General features: G+C 60.6%; 15 protein-coding genes. 3 read left to right on the forward strand and 12 right to left on the reverse strand.

Going from position 1 to position 19698, the window contains the following annotated elements; genetic code table 11:
* Window positions 1–79: 79 nt before the first annotated feature.
* The 5 genes from AC1RM7_RS16350 to AC1RM7_RS16370 all read right to left on the reverse strand — a co-directional run bounded on the left by AC1RM7_RS16350 (window position 80) and on the right by AC1RM7_RS16370 (window position 4220).
* Entirely contained in the window at window positions 80–1369 is a 1290-nt protein-coding gene (locus AC1RM7_RS16350) for a DUF445 domain-containing protein (RefSeq protein WP_024920614.1), read from the reverse strand.
* Window positions 1370–1498: 129 nt separating this feature from the next.
* Window positions 1499–1987: a phasin gene (locus AC1RM7_RS16355; RefSeq protein ID WP_024920615.1), complete on the reverse strand. Its 489-nt coding sequence runs from the start codon at window positions 1985–1987 to the stop codon at window positions 1499–1501.
* Window positions 1988–2149: 162 nt separating this feature from the next.
* Window positions 2150–2746 carry a GNAT family N-acetyltransferase gene (locus AC1RM7_RS16360; RefSeq protein ID WP_024920616.1) on the reverse strand — a complete coding sequence of 199 codons (597 nt, stop codon included), beginning with the start codon at window positions 2744–2746 and terminating at the stop codon, window positions 2150–2152.
* Complete coding sequence (locus tag AC1RM7_RS16365) at window positions 2743–3837, reverse strand: PHA/PHB synthase family protein (RefSeq protein WP_024920617.1); 1095 nt, start codon at window positions 3835–3837, stop codon at window positions 2743–2745. The genes AC1RM7_RS16360 and AC1RM7_RS16365 overlap by 4 nt, the downstream gene beginning before the upstream one ends.
* A complete protein-coding gene (locus AC1RM7_RS16370; protein ID WP_024920618.1) occupies window positions 3834–4220 on the reverse strand; it encodes a hypothetical protein in 387 nt (128 codons plus the stop codon). Before AC1RM7_RS16370 ends, AC1RM7_RS16365 begins: the two co-directional genes overlap by 4 nt.
* Window positions 4221–4408: 188 nt before the next feature.
* Between AC1RM7_RS16370 and AC1RM7_RS16375 the strand changes: the two genes are divergently transcribed.
* Window positions 4409–5323 (forward strand): alpha/beta fold hydrolase, encoded by a 915-nt coding sequence (locus AC1RM7_RS16375; RefSeq protein WP_024920619.1) that lies wholly within the window; start codon window positions 4409–4411, stop codon window positions 5321–5323.
* Between the two features lie 48 nt (window positions 5324–5371).
* On the opposite strand, the gene AC1RM7_RS16380 is transcribed toward AC1RM7_RS16375, so the two are convergent.
* From AC1RM7_RS16380 to AC1RM7_RS16395, 4 genes are all read right to left on the reverse strand, one after another.
* Window positions 5372–8623 carry a bifunctional cytochrome P450/NADPH--P450 reductase gene (locus AC1RM7_RS16380; RefSeq protein ID WP_024920620.1) on the reverse strand — a complete coding sequence of 1084 codons (3252 nt, stop codon included), beginning with the start codon at window positions 8621–8623 and terminating at the stop codon, window positions 5372–5374.
* A gap of 133 nt (window positions 8624–8756) precedes the next feature.
* Window positions 8757–9758, reverse strand: coding sequence for an alpha/beta fold hydrolase (locus AC1RM7_RS16385; RefSeq protein ID WP_024920621.1), 1002 nt, complete (start codon window positions 9756–9758; stop codon window positions 8757–8759).
* Between the two features lie 15 nt (window positions 9759–9773).
* On the reverse strand, window positions 9774–11312 hold the full coding sequence (locus AC1RM7_RS16390) for a WS/DGAT/MGAT family O-acyltransferase (RefSeq protein WP_024920622.1): 1539 nt from the start codon (window positions 11310–11312) through the stop codon (window positions 9774–9776).
* Between the two features lie 99 nt (window positions 11313–11411).
* Entirely contained in the window at window positions 11412–12218 is an 807-nt protein-coding gene (locus AC1RM7_RS16395) for an esterase/lipase family protein (protein ID WP_024920623.1), read from the reverse strand.
* A 280-nt stretch (window positions 12219–12498) separates the two neighbouring features.
* Here AC1RM7_RS16395 and AC1RM7_RS16400 point away from each other — a divergent pair, with 280 nt between their 5' ends.
* Window positions 12499–15201 carry a bifunctional acetate--CoA ligase family protein/GNAT family N-acetyltransferase gene (locus AC1RM7_RS16400; protein WP_024920624.1) on the forward strand — a complete coding sequence of 901 codons (2703 nt, stop codon included), beginning with the start codon at window positions 12499–12501 and terminating at the stop codon, window positions 15199–15201.
* Between the two features lie 6 nt (window positions 15202–15207).
* Here the strand turns inward: AC1RM7_RS16400 and AC1RM7_RS16405 are convergent, their stop codons facing one another.
* Complete coding sequence (locus AC1RM7_RS16405; RefSeq protein WP_024920625.1) at window positions 15208–16263, reverse strand: alcohol dehydrogenase; 1056 nt, start codon at window positions 16261–16263, stop codon at window positions 15208–15210.
* Window positions 16264–16472: 209 nt separating this feature from the next.
* Here AC1RM7_RS16405 and AC1RM7_RS16410 point away from each other — a divergent pair, with 209 nt between their 5' ends.
* Window positions 16473–17381 carry a LysR family transcriptional regulator gene (locus tag AC1RM7_RS16410; RefSeq protein WP_024920626.1) on the forward strand — a complete coding sequence of 303 codons (909 nt, stop codon included), beginning with the start codon at window positions 16473–16475 and terminating at the stop codon, window positions 17379–17381.
* A gap of 24 nt (window positions 17382–17405) precedes the next feature.
* Here AC1RM7_RS16410 and AC1RM7_RS16415 read toward each other — a convergent pair whose 3' ends face one another.
* On the reverse strand, window positions 17406–18317 hold the full coding sequence (locus tag AC1RM7_RS16415) for a FecR family protein (protein WP_024920627.1): 912 nt from the start codon (window positions 18315–18317) through the stop codon (window positions 17406–17408).
* Window positions 18318–18329: 12 nt separating this feature from the next.
* Window positions 18330–19652, reverse strand: coding sequence for a tetratricopeptide repeat protein (locus AC1RM7_RS16420; RefSeq protein WP_034460695.1), 1323 nt, complete (start codon window positions 19650–19652; stop codon window positions 18330–18332).
* Window positions 19653–19698: the final 46 nt, after the last annotated feature.

Below are 19698 nucleotides of genomic sequence, written 5' to 3' on the forward strand. Positions count from 1 at the left end.
TCCGGCATTTCAAGCCGCCCTCGTCGCGTTTGAAACGAGTGTTGCAAATAGCCGACAGGCTGAATTTTCGCGTGGACTATCAGAACGTTTTGATCACCACTTCCGCGGTGTGCAGTGCAACACCTGCGAGTCCTCCGATCAGCGCGCCATTGAATCGGATGTATTGCAGATCTTTGCCGATGTTGATCTCGATCAGGTTGATCAACTGCTTCATGTCCCACGACTTGACCTGATCGGCGATGAAACGCGACACGCCGCTCTTCTGATCGGCGATGAAGCTGCGAAGCACAGCAACGATGCCACCGTTGATCTCTGCGCGCATTTCGCTGTCGGCGGCGAGTTGCCGGCCCGCCTCCAGGAACACGTTGGCGAGATGATGCTGCAGCACGTTACTCTCGCCGCTCGCGCTTCGGTCAATGAATGTCTTGATGTTGGCCCAGATGTCGCGCGTCAGCGCAGCAAGCTCGGGACGCGCCAGCAGGTCGCGCTTCAATCCGTCGATGCGATCTGCGTAAGTCTTGTCGTTCGCCAGCTTGTCGGGGAGTGTCAGCAGGATGCGATCGACCTCGCCGCGAAACGGGTGCTGCGGATCAGAGCGCACTTCTTCAAAGAACGATGTGGCCGACGCCGCAACCCTCTTCAGCAGGAACTTGTCGGCGCGATAAAACTTCAGCAGCGTCGGAAGCTCGTTGCGGATTTTCTCCCGGATCAGTTCAAGCGTCTCCGGCTTGTTGATGGACTCGTGAATTGCCTGCAGCAGATCGTCGAGCATGCCCTTGTGGCGTCCCTCGGCGATAAAGCCGCGGAGCGTTCCCGCGGCCAATGGCGCGAGATCGACAGACTGAAGCTGCGTCACGATGCGGCGTGTGAAGTACGACTTCAATCCCGAGGTTTCCGCGGCCGCAAGCGCCTCCGGCAACAGACGCAGAACGAAACGCGCCAGATCCGAACTTTTCTTCTGATCTGTCAGCCAGGCTGAAATGAAGGATGCGAAATCGACCTCACGCAACTTCGCGTCGACCGGCGCCGGGCTCAGAAAATGCACCTCGATGAATTCGCCAAGTTTGTCAGCGATTCTGTGCTGATTCTGCTGGATGATGGCGGTGTGCGGGATCGGCAGCCCCAGCGGACGCCGGAACAGTGCCACCACGGCGTACCAATCCGCCAGCCCGCCGATCGTCGCTGCCTCCGCGAAGGCTGCGAGAAATCCGAATCCCGGATGCACGCGCTCCATCGCCTTGGCGATGATCAGCACGACGACACAGCCCACGAGCACGAGCGTGGCGAGCATCTTGACCCGGCGCAGTTCCGCGGCGCGCGCGATGTCGCCGGTATCCGCGACCAGCACGAATTTTCCGTTGTCAGCCATGATCGATCCCGGTCAACCGACATTGCATCGCGAACCCGCTCCCGTCAAAGGATGGAGAGGCGCGGCAAACAAAGGCCCGCTCGAAGCGGGCCTTTGGTCGTCGAATTGTAGGGTGGTCGAGGCCGGCTATCAGGCCGACTTGGTGTAGGACGCGACCTTCGCGAAGTTGTCCTGCGCGGTCTTCGCACCGTCGGCGATCAGCTTGCCGAAGTATTCGGTGGTCGCCTTGGCGCGCGACATCACCACTTCGCCCTGAGCGCGGAGCAGATCGCCCTGGATCGTGACGGCTTCGTTCAGCGACTTCGCCGACGCCAGCTTGTCGATGCCCGAGAACAGCGCCTGCGCGTCTTCGTAAACGGCCTGCTGGATGCTGCGGGAGATCTTCGCGGTCTCGCTGACCGAACCGGCGACAGCGGTTTCGATCGCAGAGGTCACCTTCTCCGAACCGGTGTGGATTTCAGCAGCACGGTCCTTGGCGGTGCCGGCGGCCTTCTTCACGAACTCACGAGCAGCTTCAGGAACTTCCACGTTCGGGAAATTCTTCAGCGCGTCGGTGACGGGCGCGAAAGCGGACTTCACGGTGTTCAGCACGGACTCGGTGTTGAAAGAATTCGTCATTGTCTGTCTCCATCCTCAAGGTTGCGAGCTATGGGCTCATCCCCGTCCGGTATGGCCCGGGGCAAGGTAGTTATGCCAAAGTCTTAGATGCACTGCAACAGAAATGTTGCACTGCGCCATCACGAGCCCGTGATAAGATAACATTTAAGTTATTTCAATAGCTTACCCGACAGCTTCGGACACCCCATAGGCCTCGAGCTGGGCACGGACCTTGGAAACATTGTGACCGAGAACCACGATATCGTGGGTTTTCCCGACCAGGTCCCTCACCTGATCGTGCAGCAGGGCCTCCGCCTTGAAGCCGAGGCTCTCGAACAGGGCGATGGCGCCAGTCTGATCGACCGTCATCTGGGCCACGATCTTTTCCAGCCCTGATCCCAACGCGAGCGCGAAGGTTTCCTGCGACAGCGCACGGCCTACACCGAGACCGCGGACGTCCTTGGACACCACCATGCGGATTTCGCCGACATGCGGCGACCACGACAGAAGATCCCGGACGATGGTGCCGCAGCCCACCACCGTACTCCCCTTCACTGCCAGAAGACTCACCAAACCGCCGCGCTCGAGCTCCTTGATCCAGGCGGAGAGCACCTTCGGCTCGCTGATGTTGCGCGGAATGAAGAGCAGGTCATGAACCGGGAGCTTTTGCGCGAACGCAAGGACAGCCGCCTCGTCCGCCGCCGTCATGTGACGAAATTCGATCTCGCCGCCTTCGGTCATGACGCGACGCGGATAGGAACGCATTTCAGTGCTGCTCATGTTGATCGCTCACTTAACCAGGAATCGAGTTTGGGCCAAAGGCGCTTGATGGCATTCGCGCCGGCGACGAGACTGACGTGACCGCCCTTGAGAATGATCTCGGTCTTGTCAGTCGATCCGATCATCTGCATCAGATGCTTTGCCGCATCGTAAGGCACAATGTGATCGTGCTCAGCGACAGCGTGAAGCAACGGGACTTTGATCTTTGAGATGTCCGCAGGACGCCCGCCAACAGTCATCGTGCCGTTGAAGAGCTTATTGTCCCACATGAGATCTTTCGTGGTCTGCCGGAAATATTCACCGGCCAGCGGCAGCGTATCCTGCCCCCAACGATCAAACATCTGGAAGGATTTCACGTACTCATCATTCCAGATGTTTTCCCATAGCTGTATCTGCCCGACAGCGCGCGACGCCGGCCGCAGCATTTCAAACGACGACCGGATCATTTCGGGCGAGACATTGCCGGCCTTGTCGATCAAGCCATCCACGTCGAAATAACGCCGGTCGGCGAAATTCTGGAACAATTTCATCTGGCGGAAATCGATCGGCGTGGTGAAGCATACGAGGTTCTTCATCGGCCCATCGTTGAAAATCGAGCCATAAAGCAAGGACAGCACACCGCCGAAACAATACCCGATGACGTTGACATCGGTCTCGCCGGAATCCTCCTGCACGCGCCGAATGCACTCCGGAATGAAGCCGAGCACATAGTCTTCCATGCGCAGCGACTTTTCTTCCGGACGCGGCGCGTTCCAGTCGAGCATGTAGACATCGTAACCCTGCTTCAGCAGGAATTCGATGAAGCTCTGACCCGGCACCAGATCGAGGATGTAACCGCGGTTGGTCGTCGCCATCACGATCAGGATCGGGATGCGATAGATCTCATCCGCCAGCGGCCGATAGTGATAAAGATTCATCGTGCCTCTGGAGATCAGCACATCTTTCGGCGTCGATCCGAGCGAAGGCCCGGACGATGCGAAATACTCCACACCCTTGATGCTGCGCTGAATTGCACGCTGGACTTCGGTCTGGATGCGCTCTCCGATCTGCGCGACGTCCGGCAGAGCGCTTGCGTTGGCCTGCGCGTTCATGGCGTGCCTCCCTTGGCTGCAGATGGAGGCTGCTTGGTGCGCGGAGGCCGCGGCGCGGCCGTCCCGTTGCTCTGCGAGACAGGATCGCCATGCACGCGATTGAGAAGCGCCCTGATTTCGCTCAGTTGCCCTTCGATCGATTGCAGCCGGTCAGCCATATCCGTCATCTGCGCACGGCTGGGCAGGTTCATACTGACCAGATAGCGCTCCATCAGGTCGCCGACGGTTTTTTGCGCACCGACCGAAGCGCCGGTGAGCTGATGTGTGACCCGGCTGAACTGCTCCGAACCCATGACCTGATTGGCCATGGCGTTGAAACCTTTTTCCATCTCGGCAAGCATGGTGTGCCACACCTGCACCGGATCGGTGGGTTTGTCGGACATATAAGGCGCCCCTCCGGAAACGTTAACGAATAGCCGTTGGGCCGGCTTTTTTTGCTATTCCATACCGTTGCGTGGGTTCGGTCAACCGACCCGTCGTTTAAAACAGGCGCGACACCGTTCGCGGCTTCTGCAAGCCCCAAAAGCATGTAATAGGGGTTTTAACTTTATTTCATTTCGAGAGGGACGACGTGGACGCAATTGCACACCAGCCTCCGCAGATGGCGAAGGCCAACGGAATCGAACTTTGCTACGAAATCTTCGGTGCGCCGGATGCAGAACCGCTGGTCCTCATCATGGGTCTTGGCGCGCAGATGATTCACTGGGATGACGAGTTCTGCGAGCAGCTCGCCGGGCGCGGCTTTCGCGTGATCCGTTTCGACAACCGCGACATCGGAAAATCGACCAGGCTTTCGGGCGGAAAGCCGCTGCGGCGGATGGAACTGATCAAGCTCCGGCTTTTCAAGATCGCTCCTGAAGCGCCCTACAAGCTGTGGGACATGGCCCGTGACGTCGTGGGCCTGCTCGATACACTCGGAATCAAAAAGGCGCATATCGTCGGCGCCTCGATGGGCGGCATGATCGCGCAGGAAATTGCGATGCAGCATCCTGACCGGGTACTGTCGCTTACATCGATCATGTCATCGACGGGCAATCCCAAGCTGCCTCAGCCGACCCGTGAGGCGTCGGCCATTCTGTTCGCACCTCCGCCGACTTCCAAAGAGGAATATATCGAGCGTTTCGGCAAGACGTGGAAAGTTCTACGCGGCGGTTCATTCCCGCAGGACGAAGCAAAAGACCTTCACCGCGCAGAGGCAACATATGCGCGCGGCCTCAATCCGGCGGGCGTCGGACGGCAACTGCGCGCCATTCTCGCCTCGGGCAATCGCAAGGATCGGCTGCGGTCGGTCAGGGCGCCAACGCTGGTCATTCACGGCACCATCGATCCGCTGGTGCGGGTGGAAGCGGGAAAAGACACGGCCGCGTCCATTCCCGGCGCGAAGCTGCTGCTGATCGACGGCATGGGCCATGCACTGCCGATTCCGATGTGGCCGACAATCATCAATGCGATCGCCGAACACGCGCGCGGAATCAACAGGAACTAACAAGAAAGCGTGCGGAGGCGGCCGGCAGAGATCCGGCCGGCGGAAATCTCAGCTCCCCGCCCAGACGTCGAGTACATAACGGTTCTGCGTCCCCATGGTGTCGATCCATTGCAGGGCGGCGGCCTCGCCGGCTCCGGTCCGCTCGCGGTAGATTGTCGTGAGCACGCGCTTGACGTCCGGCTCCATCTTGCTGCCGTCACCGCACACGTAAATGATCGCGCCGGCCTCGATCAGTTTCCAGACCTTGTCCTTCTGGGCGGCGATCAAGTCCTGCACATAGCTCTTCGGCGTGTCCGCGCGCGAGAAGGCGACGTGAAGATCGGTGATCCCCTTCTCGGCGTAACCCTTGAGTTCATCCGCATAGAGGAAATCCTGCTCCGGGTGACGGCAGCCGAAGAACAGCATCGAGGGACCGAGCGTCTGCCCCTTCTCCTTCATCGCCGCGCGTTCCTGCAGGAAGCCGCGGAACGGAGCGAGACCGGTGCCCGGGCCGATCATGATGATCGGCGTCAGGGGATTATCGGGTAGCCGGAAGCCGGCCTTGGTTTCGCGAACGATGGCATGAACCACATCGCCCGGACGCCGGCTGGCGAGATAATTCGAGCAGACGCCCTTGTAGATGCCGCGTCCGGAGGTCGCGGGCGCATCGACCACACCGACGGTCACGCTGCACTTGTTGCTACCGAGCGCCGCCGGCGACGACGAGATGGAATAGTAGCGCGGCGACAGCAGCGAGAGCATTTCCAGATAGGTGTGGAACGGCAGCTCGCACGCCGGATATTCCTCCAGCAGGCTGTAGACCGACCTGCGCTTGCCCAGGATTTCCGAACGGTAGAGTTCGGTCGAGACAGGATCGTCACCGATAAAGGCTTCCAGCTTCGGTTTGGTCCTCGGGCAGCGTGTATTCTCCGCCATGATCTGGATCTGCTTGCGGGTCGCGATCTGCTGCAATTCCACGAACTCGGTCAGCAGCCGCCCGACCGACACGGCATTGTCGACCGGCAACTGCGCCCGGCGTCCGGCGGCGACATGCAGCCGCACCTGATCGGCAGGCAGGAAGCCGAAGCGCCGCGCCACGGCGTCCACCAGAACCGGGTCGTTCCGCGGAATGACGCTGAGGTGATCGCCAACGCGATAGGAAAGATCATCCGGCAGCTCGATTTCGATATGCCGCGTCGAGCGTGCGGACGGATTGGCGCCGGATTTGTTCTGCAACTCGTCGTTGGCAAGAACCCTCATGGGAACGACGCCACCCTGAACGACAATGGTGTTGACCGCCGTCGCCGCGACAGGCTCGAGCTGATAGAGCGGCGCATCGTCCGCGCTGCGCGCGAAACTCGCGCCCGATCCCGCGTCGAGACCGAACTCCTTCATCGACGCCGCGCCGAGTTTTGCGAACCATCTCTCGAACTGGCCGTCGAGATCGTCCCGCGCATCGCCCTCGCCGCGCACATAGACCGGTTTCGCGCCATGCGCCGCAAGCTGCTCGTCGAGCATGCGCGGAACCGACTGGTATGTCGCGGCCCAGTCGCTGTTGCCGCAGCCGAAGACGGCATAGCGCACACCGGCCAGCGCATCCTTCGCGAGATCGCCCGAAAGCCATTTGACGAACTGCGTGGCGTTGTCAGGCGCGGCGCCATTGTAGGATGCGCAGAAGATCAGGACGCCGCCCTTATCGGGCAGATGACCGGCATATTCATCCAGTGTCCCGAGCCTGGTGTCGAAGCCATTGACCTCGGCAAGGTCGGCAACCCGCGTCGCCAGTTCCTCGGCGGTGCCGAGATTCGATCCATAAAGGACGAGAAGCGGAGTGTTGTGACCGGGCCGCGCACGGCTTGGCGTGGCCGGCGCCGCGGTCCCGGCCGACACAGCCGTGGGTTTTGCTGCACTGACCTTGCGATCACCGTCGGGGCGCGGCCGCACCTTGATCTTGAAGCCGTCCGGCTTGATGGTCAGCGTTTCCTTCATGTGCATCTGATAACGCTCATGATCGATCAGCCGGAAACGCTGAAGGATCATGCCGATCGCCAGTGCGGCTTCATGCATCGCAAAGCCGCGGCCGATGCAGGCGCGCTGGCCATTCCCGAACGGTTTCCAGGCATTGACCGGGCGAGCGGCCTCCGCCTCGCGCGTGAAATGGTCCGGGTTGAAGACGTCCGGATGCGGCCCCCAGATCTTTGGATCGCGATGCAACGCGAGCGCCAGAACCGCGATGAAGGTGCCCTTCTTCAGCTTGTACTTGCCGCCGATCACCTCGTCCTTGAGCGGCATGATTCCGTAGATCGGCGCCGGCGGCCAGAGCCGCAGACATTCCTTCAGGATCTGCGAAATGTAGGTGAGCTGCGTCACCTGCTGATATGTCGGCTTCGCAGCGATGTCCGAACCAAGGACGCGATCAACTTCCTCGTAAGCCTTGGCCAGCACATTCGGATGCTTCAGCAACGCATAGATCGCGCAGGACAAAAGGCCGCTGGTCGTCTCATGGCCCGCGATCAGGAAAGTGTTGATCTGGTAACGGATATTTACGTCGTCCAGCGTTTCACCGGTGATCTTGTCGACACCGGTCATCATGGCGTTGAGCATGTCCTTCTTGCCGGCGGTCGTCTCGGCGTTCTTGCGCCGCTCCGCGACAATCTCGTCGACCATGGAATTCATGAACTTCACATCTTCCACGAGGTCGTGATTCCGCTTCTTCATCCAGAGTTTTTCAAGCGGCAGGCCGCGCGTCATCATGATGGTTTCGAGCGAACGCACCATGGACTCGACGAACGGGTGATAGTCCTTGCGATAAAACGAATTGAACCGGTAATCGAATCCGCAGAGACCGATGGTATCGAGCGTCAGCGCGGTCATGTCGTGCACGACGTCGATCTCGTCATCGGCGTTGAGACGCTCCCACTTCTTGACGAGTTGTTCGGCGATATCGACCATCATCGGGTGATAGGACGTCATCGCCCGGTTGCCGAACGGCTGCATCAGGATGTTGTGCGCCTTGCTCCAGTTCGGCTCGTTGGTGTGCGCCGTGAACAGCCCGTCGCCGCCGATCGCGCGAACACGCCGCAACGAGCCACGCACCGACTTGTCGAAACGGGTCTCGTCGCTCAGTTCATCGACGAGGTCTGCGCCGGAGACGACGACGAACGGCGCGCCCATCATGTCGAGCCAGAAGATCGGGCCCAATTCCTTCGCCATCTTCGCCAGATGCTGTGCGGGCGCATTGGCGTCAACCGACAGCATGTTGCCGACGACCGGTTTCTTCGGCGGATGCGGAATGGGATTCAGCTTATTCTGGGACGCCATCGCTCGGATATCTCCTGCCCACGTGACTTATTGATGCCCGGCTGGCCCGGAGCTTTTCTCCGAAGCTACTGTTCCGGCGCATCTTTTGCAAAGAACTTATACTGCAAGGGCTTTGACTGGCCTCCCGGCGGCGTTACCCGAAACGCCGCCTCCGCCATTCGAGGATTTTGGCGCTGACCTCACGGGGCTGCTCCTGCTGAGTCCAGTGGCCGCTGTCTCTGATCAGGTGTTTTTCGAGATCAGGAACAATATTCTCCATCCCGTCGCATGACGACGGCGGAAGAACCGCATCGTTCTCCGCCATGATCATCAGCGAGGGCACGCGCACGGTGTGGTCGATATGCGCCGAACGCTCCCAGTTTCGGGTCATGTTGCGATACCAGTTGATGCCGCCGGTGAAGCCCGAGCCTTTGAAAGCATCCACGAACACCTGCATTTCCTCGGGCGTCAGGATTTTCTCGCGAGGATCGAGCTTGCCATCGTAACCCGCGACCATCTGCGGAAACGCCATGTTCAGCTTCGGTGACGCACCGAGACCCGCCGCTGGCGGCCCTTCGCCGGCTTCCGGCGCTTTCTTTTGCGGCATCGGCTTGCGCATGAAGAAATCGAAGGTCTGCTCGACACGGCTGTCGAATATCTTGTCGGCGCGGCGTTCAGGGTCCTGAAACTGCGCGATATAGAGATGGTCGCCGTACCGCTGGCGCAGAAGTCCGATCGGATCGCTTGCCGTTCGCGGGGTGTGCGGCGTGTTGACGCCGATGACGCCTGCGACACGGGATGGATGCCGCAGCGGCATCTGCCAGACGATAAACCCGCCCCAGTCGTGGCCGACAAAGATCGCCTTGTCGATGTTGAGATGATCCAGCAGGCCGACCAGATCGCCGGTGAGGTGTTCAATATCGTAAGCTTCGACCTGCTCCGGACGGTCCGTCGCGCCATATCCGCGCTGGTCTGGCGCAATAACCCGGACACCCGCCTCGCTCAGCGCCTTGATCTGATGCCGCCAGGAAAATGCGATCTCCGGCCATCCATGGCATAGCACCAGCGGCGGCTTGTCTGACTTGGGACCGGCTTCATAGAAGCCCATGCGTATGCCATTGACCTCGGCATACTGAAGCGGCGGCATTTCCGTCATTGCAGGTGCCACGTCTCAGCTTGCCGCGCTTGCGTGATTGCCGGGCGCTACGGCTGCAGCGAGCAGCTCGAACTCCTTGGGCAGCATGTTCGCCAGGACTTCCACATGCGGAATGATGTTGGCTCCGGCGATAAAGCCGAAATCGAGCTGGTCGCGATAGCTTTGCACGGTAATGTTCAATGCGAGGCCATGGGTCGCGATCGAGACCGGGAAAATATGAAGCAATTCCGCGCCCACCGCATAAAGCGTCTGCCGCGGACCCGGCACATTCGAGATCGTGACGTTTGCGCTCGGCGGAAGCACATCGGACAGATTCGAGCGGCTGTAGAGCAAGGCCAGCACCTGAATCAGGATCGGCGCGCCCAACATCGAAATGTTGGAAATTGAGGGCATCAGCGCCCGCAGCGGATGCGACATTTCCTTCGATTTGGCCGACTGGGCGATGATCGCCTGAAGGCGCTCCTTCGGGTCCTCGATATTGGTCGCCAGCGAGCAGATCATCCCGAACACCTGATTGTTGGCTTCGGTGTTGCCCTCCTCGCGCAGCGAGATCGGCACCGCTGCCGTCAGTGACCGGCTCGGCAATCCGCCATGCTCGAGCAGATACCTTCGCAGCACGCCGCTCGACAGCGCCATCACAACGTCATTGAGTTTGCCGCCGGCCTGCTTTGCGATCGCCTTGGCTTCAGGCAGCGAGACCGAGACGCCGGCGAAGCTGCGTTCCGACGAAATCGTCTTGTTCAGCATTGTCGATGGCGAGACCATGCTCGCCAGACTGTCCCGCGATTTCGGGTCGGAAACCTTCGCGATCATGTCGCGGATGCTCTTGACGGTTTCCGGAACTCCGCCAAGCATCCTGATGCCGCTCTCGATCTGGAACATCGCGTTGTCGAACAGGACAGACCCGAGATCGCTTTTGCCGCTGCGCGGCAGGTCGAAGCTTTTGGCCTTTGACGCATCGAGCGGCTGACGCCAGAGCTGGGTATAGGAATCCAGCATGTTGGCCGCGATATCCCGCGGCTCGTTGGCAGGCTTGTTCGGAACGACCTTCGGAAATTCACGCGGCACCGGCGTGATGTCATAGATCATGTTGGTGAGCGCAGCGCCGGCGCCGCCATCGATGCAGGCATGGTGCATCTTGGAATAAAGCCCGATCTCGTTGTTCTCCATGCCCTCGAACACGTAAAACTCCCAGAGCGGACGCGCCCTGTTGAGCAGCTTGGCATGTATCCAGCCCACCGTTCGTTCCAGCATCGCCCGGTTATGCGGTGCTGGCAAACTCGCCCGGAAAATATGACGGTCGATGTCGAACTGATCGTCCTCGACCCAGCTCGGATTGTCGATGTCTAGCGGAGCTTTCTCCAGCCGCGCTTTGAGGATCGGGGCAACATGAATCCGGTCCGCGATCATCTTCTTGAAGTCTTCGAAGAAATCGCCGTGATAACCGTCCTTCAGCTTGAAGATCGCCATGCTTCCGACATGCATCGGCATCTCGGGCGTCTCGAGATAAAGGAACGACGCGTCCATCGAGGACAGCTTCCTGGCGTGACTCATAGTACCCTCCCGTTTCAGGCGAGATCACGACGCCCCGGAAATTCGTTTTCCGTTCTCCTGCACCGTGCTCCGACAGCCGCTGTCGCCTTTCCGGCGATCTCATCCGGCAGTATTCTCTTTCTCCGGTCGTGCATAGGCCAGCGCGAACGGCCCCGAGCGATCGAACGGATGAAATTCCCCTTCTTTCTGCGCGAGACGATCAGCAACCGCCCACAGCGCAGCAGCATTCACGCCGATGCCGATATGGCTCGCGAGAGTGATCTCGATGTTTTCCGCTGTATCGGCTTCACGCACGAGGCAAGTCCGCCAGTTCACGATCCCGTCGGTGCGGGTATAGAGCGATGACGTCGGCACCGGCAAATCGCCGGATAGCGCCTGAATATCCTTGATGTCAGCGTCTTCAATGGTTTCGCCCGACACCATCTCGTAGACGCGCTTGGCATTGGTCGCGGAGATGTCACCAGCGAAGGGACTGCCCAGCGTCACGACATAACGAACCATCTGTGGCATTCGGAGCGCGAGATCACGCGCGTAAACGCCGCCAAGGCTCCAGCCGACCAAGCTGACCTTGCGGCCGGTTGCGTTGTGAACGCTGGCGAGCAGCTTGCCGAGCTTGTCGCGCATGCTGTAGACGCCCCCGGTGTTCCGGCCGAATCCCCAGGGATGGGTCGAGAACCCGAGCAGATCGAGATAGCGCCGCAGGATGAGTGTCGAGACATCGCTTGCCAGCAGGCCTGGCAGGACCAACACGGGATGCCCGTCGCCGCGGGGAGCCGTCAAAAGCGCGGGCGCCATCAACAACGTGGCGTTCAGTTCGAACACCCCTCGCCCCTCGGCAAGAAACAGACCGAGATTTGGCGGCCGTAATCGGCCCTTTGTAGCGAGGTGGCTCTCGTTAACTGTCATTGCGACCTGCCCGGGCAAACAGCTTCATCACACAACGCTCTTACTGCTTCGCACTGAGGCAGTCCGCATAGTCTAGAAGCATGTCGGGCCTCATGCCAATCGGGTTTCGGTGAAAACGGCTGCGTGGTGAATTTTATTGCTCTGCACCATGTTCCGTAACAAGGTGGACGCGGCGGCGGCCTGAGGAATCGCGGCATGCGACCTCATGCCCTTGGACCGGCACCGGCGCATTTGCCGCCCAATTGCGATAGCCTGTGACGACGATGGCCCGAGACCTTCCATGAGCACGTACCGCCTCGACCACCTGTTTTCGCCACGTTCGATCGCAATCGTCGGCGGAAGCTCGAAGCCCGCGTCCGTTGGCGGCGCAACGTTGCGCAACCTGCTCGCTGGCGGTTTCAGCGGACCGATCTACATCGTCAACCGCAAGCATTCCGAAATCGAAGGCATCAAGACGTTCCGCGACATCAAGGATATTCCCGAGATACCCGATCTCACAATCATCTCGACGCCGCCCTCTGCCATTCCGGATATCGTGAAAACCGCAGGCGCCCGCGGACACCCGGCCGCGATGGTGCTCTCCGCCGGCCTCGGCGTCGGCACAGGATCTTACACGGAGGCGATCGCACAGGCGGCTCGAAAAACCGGCTTGCGCCTGATCGGACCATCGCTCGGCGTTCTGGTGCCTCGCGTGAAGCTGAACGCCAGTTTTGGATCGCGTTTGCCGCAAAACGGCGATCTCGCTCTGATTTCGCAGTCCGGCGCGATTTCGACCGCACTGGTCGAATGGGCCGCGAACCGTAATGTCGGTTTCTCCGCCATCGTTTCGACGAGTGAAAATCTCGACGTGGATTTCGGCGATCTGCTCGACTATTTCGCACTCGACTCCGACACGCGCGCCATCCTGCTCTACGTGGAGTCGATCAGCGACGTGCGAAAATTCATGTCGGCGGCGCGCGCCGCCGCGCGCGTCAAACCCGTGGTCGCCATCAAGTCGGGGCGTCATTCGCAAGGCGCGCGCGCGGCTGCAACCCATACCGGCGCGCTGGCCGGGTCGGATGCCGTCTACGATGCCGCGTTTCGCCGCGCCGGCCTGCTGCGCGTGCTTGACCTCGACGAGCTGTTCTCCGCCGCTGAAACACTGGGACATCTGCAATCGTCCCATGGACACCGCCTTGCGATCGTCACCAATGGTGGAGGCCTTGGCGTGCTCGCGGTCGATCGGCTGATCGACCTCGGCGGTGAGCTTGCGGGCTTGTCCGAAGACGTCAAGAAAAGCCTCGACAAGGTTCTGCCTGAGCGATGGTCCGGCGCAAATCCTGTCGACATTCTGGGTGATGCGGATGGCGAACGCTATGCGAACGCCTGCGAGCTTGTGCTTGGGGATACGGCGAACAATGCGGTCCTGATCATGAACTCGCCAAACACGTTGGCCTCACCGGTTGAGTGCGCGAAGGGCGTGGTCGCTGCCGTGAAGAAGTTCCGCGCCGAGACCTATTCCCGCAAACCGGTCTTCGCCGCCTGGGTCGGTGACAACGGAGCCGCCTCCGCAGTGTTCGGGGAAGCGGGAATTCCGCATTTTCCCAGCGAAGCCGATGCCGTGCGCGGCTTCATGCACATCGTGCGCTATCGCGAAGCTCTCGACGTCGCGATGCAGACGCCGCCCAGCCTGCCGGAAGACTTCGTGCCGGATGTGGCCGCGGGGCGTGAGATCATTCAGAACGCGTTGCGAGACCGGCGCAGTTGGCTCAATCCGATCGAAATCAATGACCTGTTCGCAGCCTATTCGATCCCCATCGCATCAGCAGTGCTCGCGCAGGATCCGGATCAGGCGGCGCGTGCAGCGACACCTATCCTGGCGGAAGGCAATACAGTTGTCGTCAAGATCAGCTCGCCGGACATTCTGAACAAGTCCGATGTCGGCGGCGTGCGCCTGAACCTGACCAGCGAGCGCGCGGTTCACGACGCAACCGACGATATCCTGCAACGGGCCCGCAAGATGCGGCCGAAAGCCCGCATCGACGGCGTGACGATCCATCCAATGATCTTGCGTCCGCGTGCGCGAGAGCTGATCGCGGGTCTCGCCGACGACCCGACCTTCGGACCGGTGGTCGTGTTCGGACGCGGCGGTACGGCGGTGGAGGTCATCAACGACAAGGCGCTGGCGCTTCCGCCGCTGGACCTCAATTTGGCAAAGAGCCTGATTGCCCGCACCCGTGTCTCGCGGATCCTCAAGAGCTACCGCGACGTTCCTGCAGCGGATGAAGGCGCGGTCGCGCTGATCCTCGTCAAGATCGCGCAAATGGCAGCAGACCTGCCGGAAATCCGCGAGCTCGACATCAATCCGCTGCTGGCCGACAAGGATGGCGTCATCGCTGCGGACGCACAGGTGTCGATCGCGCCGCTGAGCGAAGCGCTCCGCGGCTCGGGTCACTACCGCTTCGCGATCCGGCCATATCCAAAAGAATGGGAACGGCACACCACGCTCAAGGATGGCCGGCACATCTTCGTGCGTCCGGTCCGGCCCGAGGATGAGCATCTTTATCCAGAATTCTTTTCGCATGTCAGCCAGGAAGACATCCGGCTGCGGTTCTTCTCCGCGATGAAAGAACTCTCTCACCCGTTTATCGCGCGCCTGACGCAGCTCGACTACGCTCGCGCAATGGCCTTCATCGCGATCGAAGAAACCACCGGAAAGATGCTCGGGGTGGTGCGGCTTCACACCGAGGCTGACTTTTCCAGCGCCGAGTTCGCCGTGCTGGTCCGGTCCGACCTCAAGGGCGTGGGGCTTGGCCTGCTATTCATGAAAATGATTATTGAATACGGGAACGCGGAAGGCGTGCGCGCGATCCGCGGCCAGGTCCTGAGCCGGAACACCAGAATGCTCGATATGTGCCGGCGGCTCGGGTTTCAGATCGGGCCCGATCCGCAAAACTCGGACATCTCGCTTGTCGTTCTGCCGCTGGCGGAACGGGCCAAGTAGTTTGCGTCAGGGAACGAGCACAGCGCGGCCGACAAGCTTGCCCTTCTTCAGGTCGTTGAGCGCGGCATCGGCCTTCGTCAGCGGCATCCTGGTAACCGGAATCGGTGCGATCTTCTTCTCTTGCACCAGATCGATCAGCTCCTGCGTCTCACGCAGGTTGCCGACGTAACTGCCCTGAATCGTGATTGCCTTGATCGGAATCAGCGGCAAGGCCCACGGCGCGCCGCCGCCGAACAGCCCGACCATGACAAGCTTGCCGCCCTTGCTGAGACAATCGAAACCAAGCTGAGCCGTCGCGGCGTTGCCGACCAGATCGATTGCGCCAAGAACGGGCCTGCCTGCCTTCGCTGCAATCTGCTGCAAGGCATCCGGTGCAGCGCCGTTGACGAATCCGAGCGCACCGGCGTCCTCGGCAGGCTTCCGCTTGCTCTCATCGATATCGACAACGATAGCGCCTTTGCCGCCCATGGCTTTCAGGATCGACAGCGCCATCAGACCCAGCCCGCCCGCACCGAAGATCACGATGGGCTGGTCCAGAATCGATTCAAGCTTCCTGATCGCGCTGTATGTCGTCACGCCCGAGCATGCATACGGCGCAGCCGTTACCGGATCGAGCCCCTTGAGATCGAGCAGATAACGCGGATGCCGTACCGTGATGTGATCCGCATAGCCGCCGTCGCAATACACGCCGATCGAATTCGGCTTGACGATGCACATGTTTTCATCGCCTGCCTTGCAGGTCGCGCATTCGCCGCAGCCGAGCCAGGGATACACCAGCCGCACGTCGCCGACAGCCACGCCCTTCGCGTCGGGCCCGAACGCAACGACTTCGCCGACCGTCTCATGTCCCATGGTCAACGGCAGCGATACTCCGCGATCCTTCAGGGACAGCGGCTTGCGGCCATGCCCCAGATCATAGCCGCCCTCCCAGATATGCAGGTCGCTGTGACAGACGCCCGCGGCTTTTACCTTCAGCAGAACCTGCGTGCCTTCAGGCTTCGGGGTCGCGATGTCCACTTCCGTCAACGGTGCGTTAAATTCAGTGACCTTGAAACTCTTCATCGCGTCTCTCCCTTTTCTTATACAGCCGTCTGCGGCGCGGATGCTGTTCGGGCGCGAGTAGAGGCGAGCCAAGGTAACCCTGTCAATATGGCGCGGCACCCTGTCCGTCCCACTGCCAGATGAACCTTGGCCGCAGGCTCCTTATGGATTACCCAAGACCGGCCGGCACAACGCTTTAGTCTCGCCGGCGGCGACCGAGAGTAGCTGCAATGACCGACCAGTTTGACTGGAATCTTGTTCGATCGTTTCTGGCCATCACGCGCACCGGCAGCATGACGGCGGCGGCGAAGCGGCTGAAGATCGATTATTCGACACTCAGCCGGCGTATCGCCGCACTGGAAACATCGCTGGGCTCGCAATTGTTCGACCGCCGCACCAGCGGCTCGTCGCTGACCGAGGCCGGTGAGCGGCTGCTCGAAATGGCCGAGCAGATGGATCAGCTTGCGACCTCGGCCGCACAATCGATCGGCGACTCGAAAGCGCAAGCCACAGGCGCGGTACGCATCGGCACGCCCGATGGTTTCGGAACCAAATTCCTTGCGCCACGGCTCGGCGAACTCAGCGATCGCCACCCGGATCTCACCATCGAACTCGTGGCGATGCCGCGCGAATTTAATCTCTCCCGCCGCGAAGCCGACATCGCAGTGAGCCTGACGCAACCGACCGAAGGACGGCTGCATGGGCGCAAGCTGACGGATTACGAACTCGGTCTCTACGCGTCGCACGACTATCTGGCTAACCATCCTGCCGTGGAGACGGCGGCAGACGTGCCGACTCATCGATTCATTTCATACATCGACGATCTGATCTTCTCGCCCGAACTGGAATACGCGCATTTCGTATCGCCGGATTTGCGCCCGGCGATCAAGAGCTCGAACCTTATCGCACAGCTCAACTCCACCCTCGCCGGCGCAGGGCTGTGCGTGCTGCCGTGCTTCATCGCGCAAATAGAGCCCGCACTTGTGCGGGTGCTGCCCAATTTTCGTCTGATCAGGACATTCTGGCTGTTGCTGCACAGCGACCTGCGCAATATCGCGCGCGTGCGGGTCACCGCGGATTTCATCGCCGAACAGGCGAGCAAGGCTCAGGCGCTGTTCATGCCGAACGGGCAGAAGTAAACCGGCCGGCGTTCGGCCTGCGGTCTAATAGCAATATCCGTAACAGCCGCCCGGATTTGTATTCGGCGGCGGGTTGACCTGATTGGTCTGGTTCGACTGCGACTTGTTCTTCGCGATGGCGTTGCCGCCGTCGAAGATCGAGAAATATCCGAGCGGATCCGTGCCGGGCGGCTTCGCAGGGTCAGTGACAATGGTCTTGCCGAAGCCGAGCCGCGCGGCCATCTGGTCGGTCGGCAAATCGGACACGCCGCCGGTCTGGCCGGCCCCGCTGGTCAGAGCGGCCATGATCTTCTGCAGTAGGAAATCCGGAATCGGGAACGGCTCCGGAATCGGATCGTTCGGACCTGATACCCACGTCATGTATCCGGGGCGAACGATCACTGAGCCGACATTGTTCTTGATAACCACCGAGCCGACGTGGCCGATGACGATCTCGCCCTTCGCCTGTGCGAGCTTCGGATCGGAGCCGGCGAACCCCGGCGGGATCGGATAAACCACCGTCGCCACGCCGCCGCGGATGCCCAGCGTCGCCACGGGAGTCTTCACCGTGACGCCTGCGGTGTGGCTGATCTGCCCGCCGACGAAGCGCATCACGCCCTTCGACACCGTCGCCACCATCTTGCCGGTCCCGGCAGCCGGATCGTAGACGTACTCGTCGATCACGATGTTGCTGTTGCGGCCGACATTCAGGGTCGAGGTGTCGGGAAACATGATCTGCGTCGATCCCTGTGCCGACGTCTGCACCCGCTCCTTGTAGATGATGTTGGTGCCGATGGTGAGCGTGCGCGTTCCGGCGCCCGGCGGCGTCCCGGTTGCATCGAGATTGACGGCACCGACGCGTCCCGAGTTTTGTGCGTCAGCAGCCGGAATAAGCGCCGTCGTGGAGAGCAGCACCGTCAGAAACGACGTCAGATATGTCTCTTTGGAAAATAACATCTGCTGCTACCCTCAGAAACGAGCGGTCGGACCGAACATCACGGAGAAATTATCCAGGCGATAGTTCGGCAGCGAGGAATTGGTCTTGTCGTACTGAACCGCGGCCGAGATGCCGAAATTCTTCGTCACTGGCGCGTTGAACAGCGCACCGACAGACCACTGATGATCGGCGCGCGCGACCAGCGGGTCGATGAACGGATTTGCCGCATCGAACCGTGTGTCGATCCATCGTGCGAACGGCGCAATGCTCCAGTTGCGCGACATCCAGACGAACGGCGGCGCGAACTCCAGCGTCAAGGCCGCTTCAATCGCCCACTGATCGAATGACTGATACACCAATAGAGAGTCGCCGCGCCGGTAGAGTCCGCGCGCGTCGAGCTTGATCTGTTGCGCGATGTTCCAGCTCGCCGAAAGGCTGGTCGTATACCAGTCGCCGGAGTTGAAGCCCGCGACAGGATCAATGGTCCTGAAATCGGCACGGCGCCATTCGAAATCGGGGGCCAACGTGAATTTGTCGTTCACCGGAATTTTCAGGCCGACGCCGGCGCCGGCCGTTGAAAAGTACGAGGCCCCGCCAACCCAGGTGTTTCCGCCGACAACATAAGGCTTGATGGTTACGCCCGGCAGCAGTTCCGGCGCGAGCGCGAGCCGCGGACCGAAGCTGACATCGACGAAGCCGACATTCAGATCCTTCAGGCGCGATTGCTCGGTGAGATATCCAATGGCGCGCGTTTCGAGAATGTCGCCGCGCTGGTTTTGCAAATCATAGTCATGGCTCAGGCCGACCAGCCCGAACCAGTTGATGTCGGCCTTCCGCTGCGCGGTCGGCAGCAGCGCCAGATCCTGACCGCCGAGGCGCAGGATACCGCCGCCAGGCGCGAAGCTCGCATTGCTCTGCGAGCGGATGCCGGTCTGCGCAAATCCGGAAAACCGGCTCGGTTGAAGCTGCTTCTCGGTGTCGGGCAGATAAGTTTCGATGCGCTCCTTGGTGATCGCATCGATGTCCGGGCTCGCGAGAGCTTCCTTGAAATAGCGCTTCGCCATCTCATAGGAGCCGAGCCGGAAATAAAGCGCGCCAAGTTCGTATTTCACGCGCGTCAATTTGGGATTGTAGAACAGCAGCCGCTCGAGCGCGCCGATAGCGGCTTCGTAATCCCCGCGCGTGGTCGCAACCTTCACATAGGCAAACGTAATTTCGTGGTTGCCCGGATTGCGGACCATCTGCTGAAACAGGTTCTGCTGCTCAGACGCATCCTGCGCGCGTGCAACTCCTGCATGGGCGAAAAAGACTAATGCGCAAACAGCCCAGATGCTGCGGGCCGGCACGGCGTGCATCCGCGAAGCTGTCAAAAGAGGAAATACTCGAAACCACATCTCAAAA

This window comes from Afipia sp. GW822-FHT03D08, from assembly GCF_058801645.1.

Excerpts from the sequence above, each read along its gene's own strand:
- AC1RM7_RS16360 (WP_024920616.1), bottom strand. The coding sequence starts at position 2,746 with ATGAGCAGCACTGAAATGCGTTCCTATCCGCGTCGCGTCATGACCGAA.
- AC1RM7_RS16390 (WP_024920622.1), bottom strand. The coding sequence starts at position 11,312 with ATGAGTCACGCCAGGAAGCTGTCCTCGATGGACGCGTCGTTCCTTTAT.
- AC1RM7_RS16410 (WP_024920626.1), top strand. The coding sequence starts at position 16,473 with ATGACCGACCAGTTTGACTGGAATCTTGTTCGATCGTTTCTGGCCATC.
- AC1RM7_RS16355 (WP_024920615.1), bottom strand. The coding sequence starts at position 1,987 with ATGACGAATTCTTTCAACACCGAGTCCGTGCTGAACACCGTGAAGTCC.
- AC1RM7_RS16370 (WP_024920618.1), bottom strand. The coding sequence starts at position 4,220 with ATGTCCGACAAACCCACCGATCCGGTGCAGGTGTGGCACACCATGCTT.
- AC1RM7_RS16400 (WP_024920624.1), top strand. The coding sequence starts at position 12,499 with ATGAGCACGTACCGCCTCGACCACCTGTTTTCGCCACGTTCGATCGCA.
- AC1RM7_RS16385 (WP_024920621.1), bottom strand. The coding sequence starts at position 9,758 with ATGACGGAAATGCCGCCGCTTCAGTATGCCGAGGTCAATGGCATACGC.
- AC1RM7_RS16365 (WP_024920617.1), bottom strand. The coding sequence starts at position 3,837 with ATGAACGCGCAGGCCAACGCAAGCGCTCTGCCGGACGTCGCGCAGATC.
- AC1RM7_RS16415 (WP_024920627.1), bottom strand. The coding sequence starts at position 18,317 with ATGTTATTTTCCAAAGAGACATATCTGACGTCGTTTCTGACGGTGCTG.
- AC1RM7_RS16350 (WP_024920614.1), bottom strand. The coding sequence starts at position 1,369 with ATGGCTGACAACGGAAAATTCGTGCTGGTCGCGGATACCGGCGACATC.
- AC1RM7_RS16395 (WP_024920623.1), bottom strand. The coding sequence starts at position 12,218 with ATGACAGTTAACGAGAGCCACCTCGCTACAAAGGGCCGATTACGGCCG.
- AC1RM7_RS16420 (WP_034460695.1), bottom strand. The coding sequence starts at position 19,652 with ATGCACGCCGTGCCGGCCCGCAGCATCTGGGCTGTTTGCGCATTAGTC.
- AC1RM7_RS16405 (WP_024920625.1), bottom strand. The coding sequence starts at position 16,263 with ATGAAGAGTTTCAAGGTCACTGAATTTAACGCACCGTTGACGGAAGTG.
- AC1RM7_RS16380 (WP_024920620.1), bottom strand. The coding sequence starts at position 8,623 with ATGGCGTCCCAGAATAAGCTGAATCCCATTCCGCATCCGCCGAAGAAA.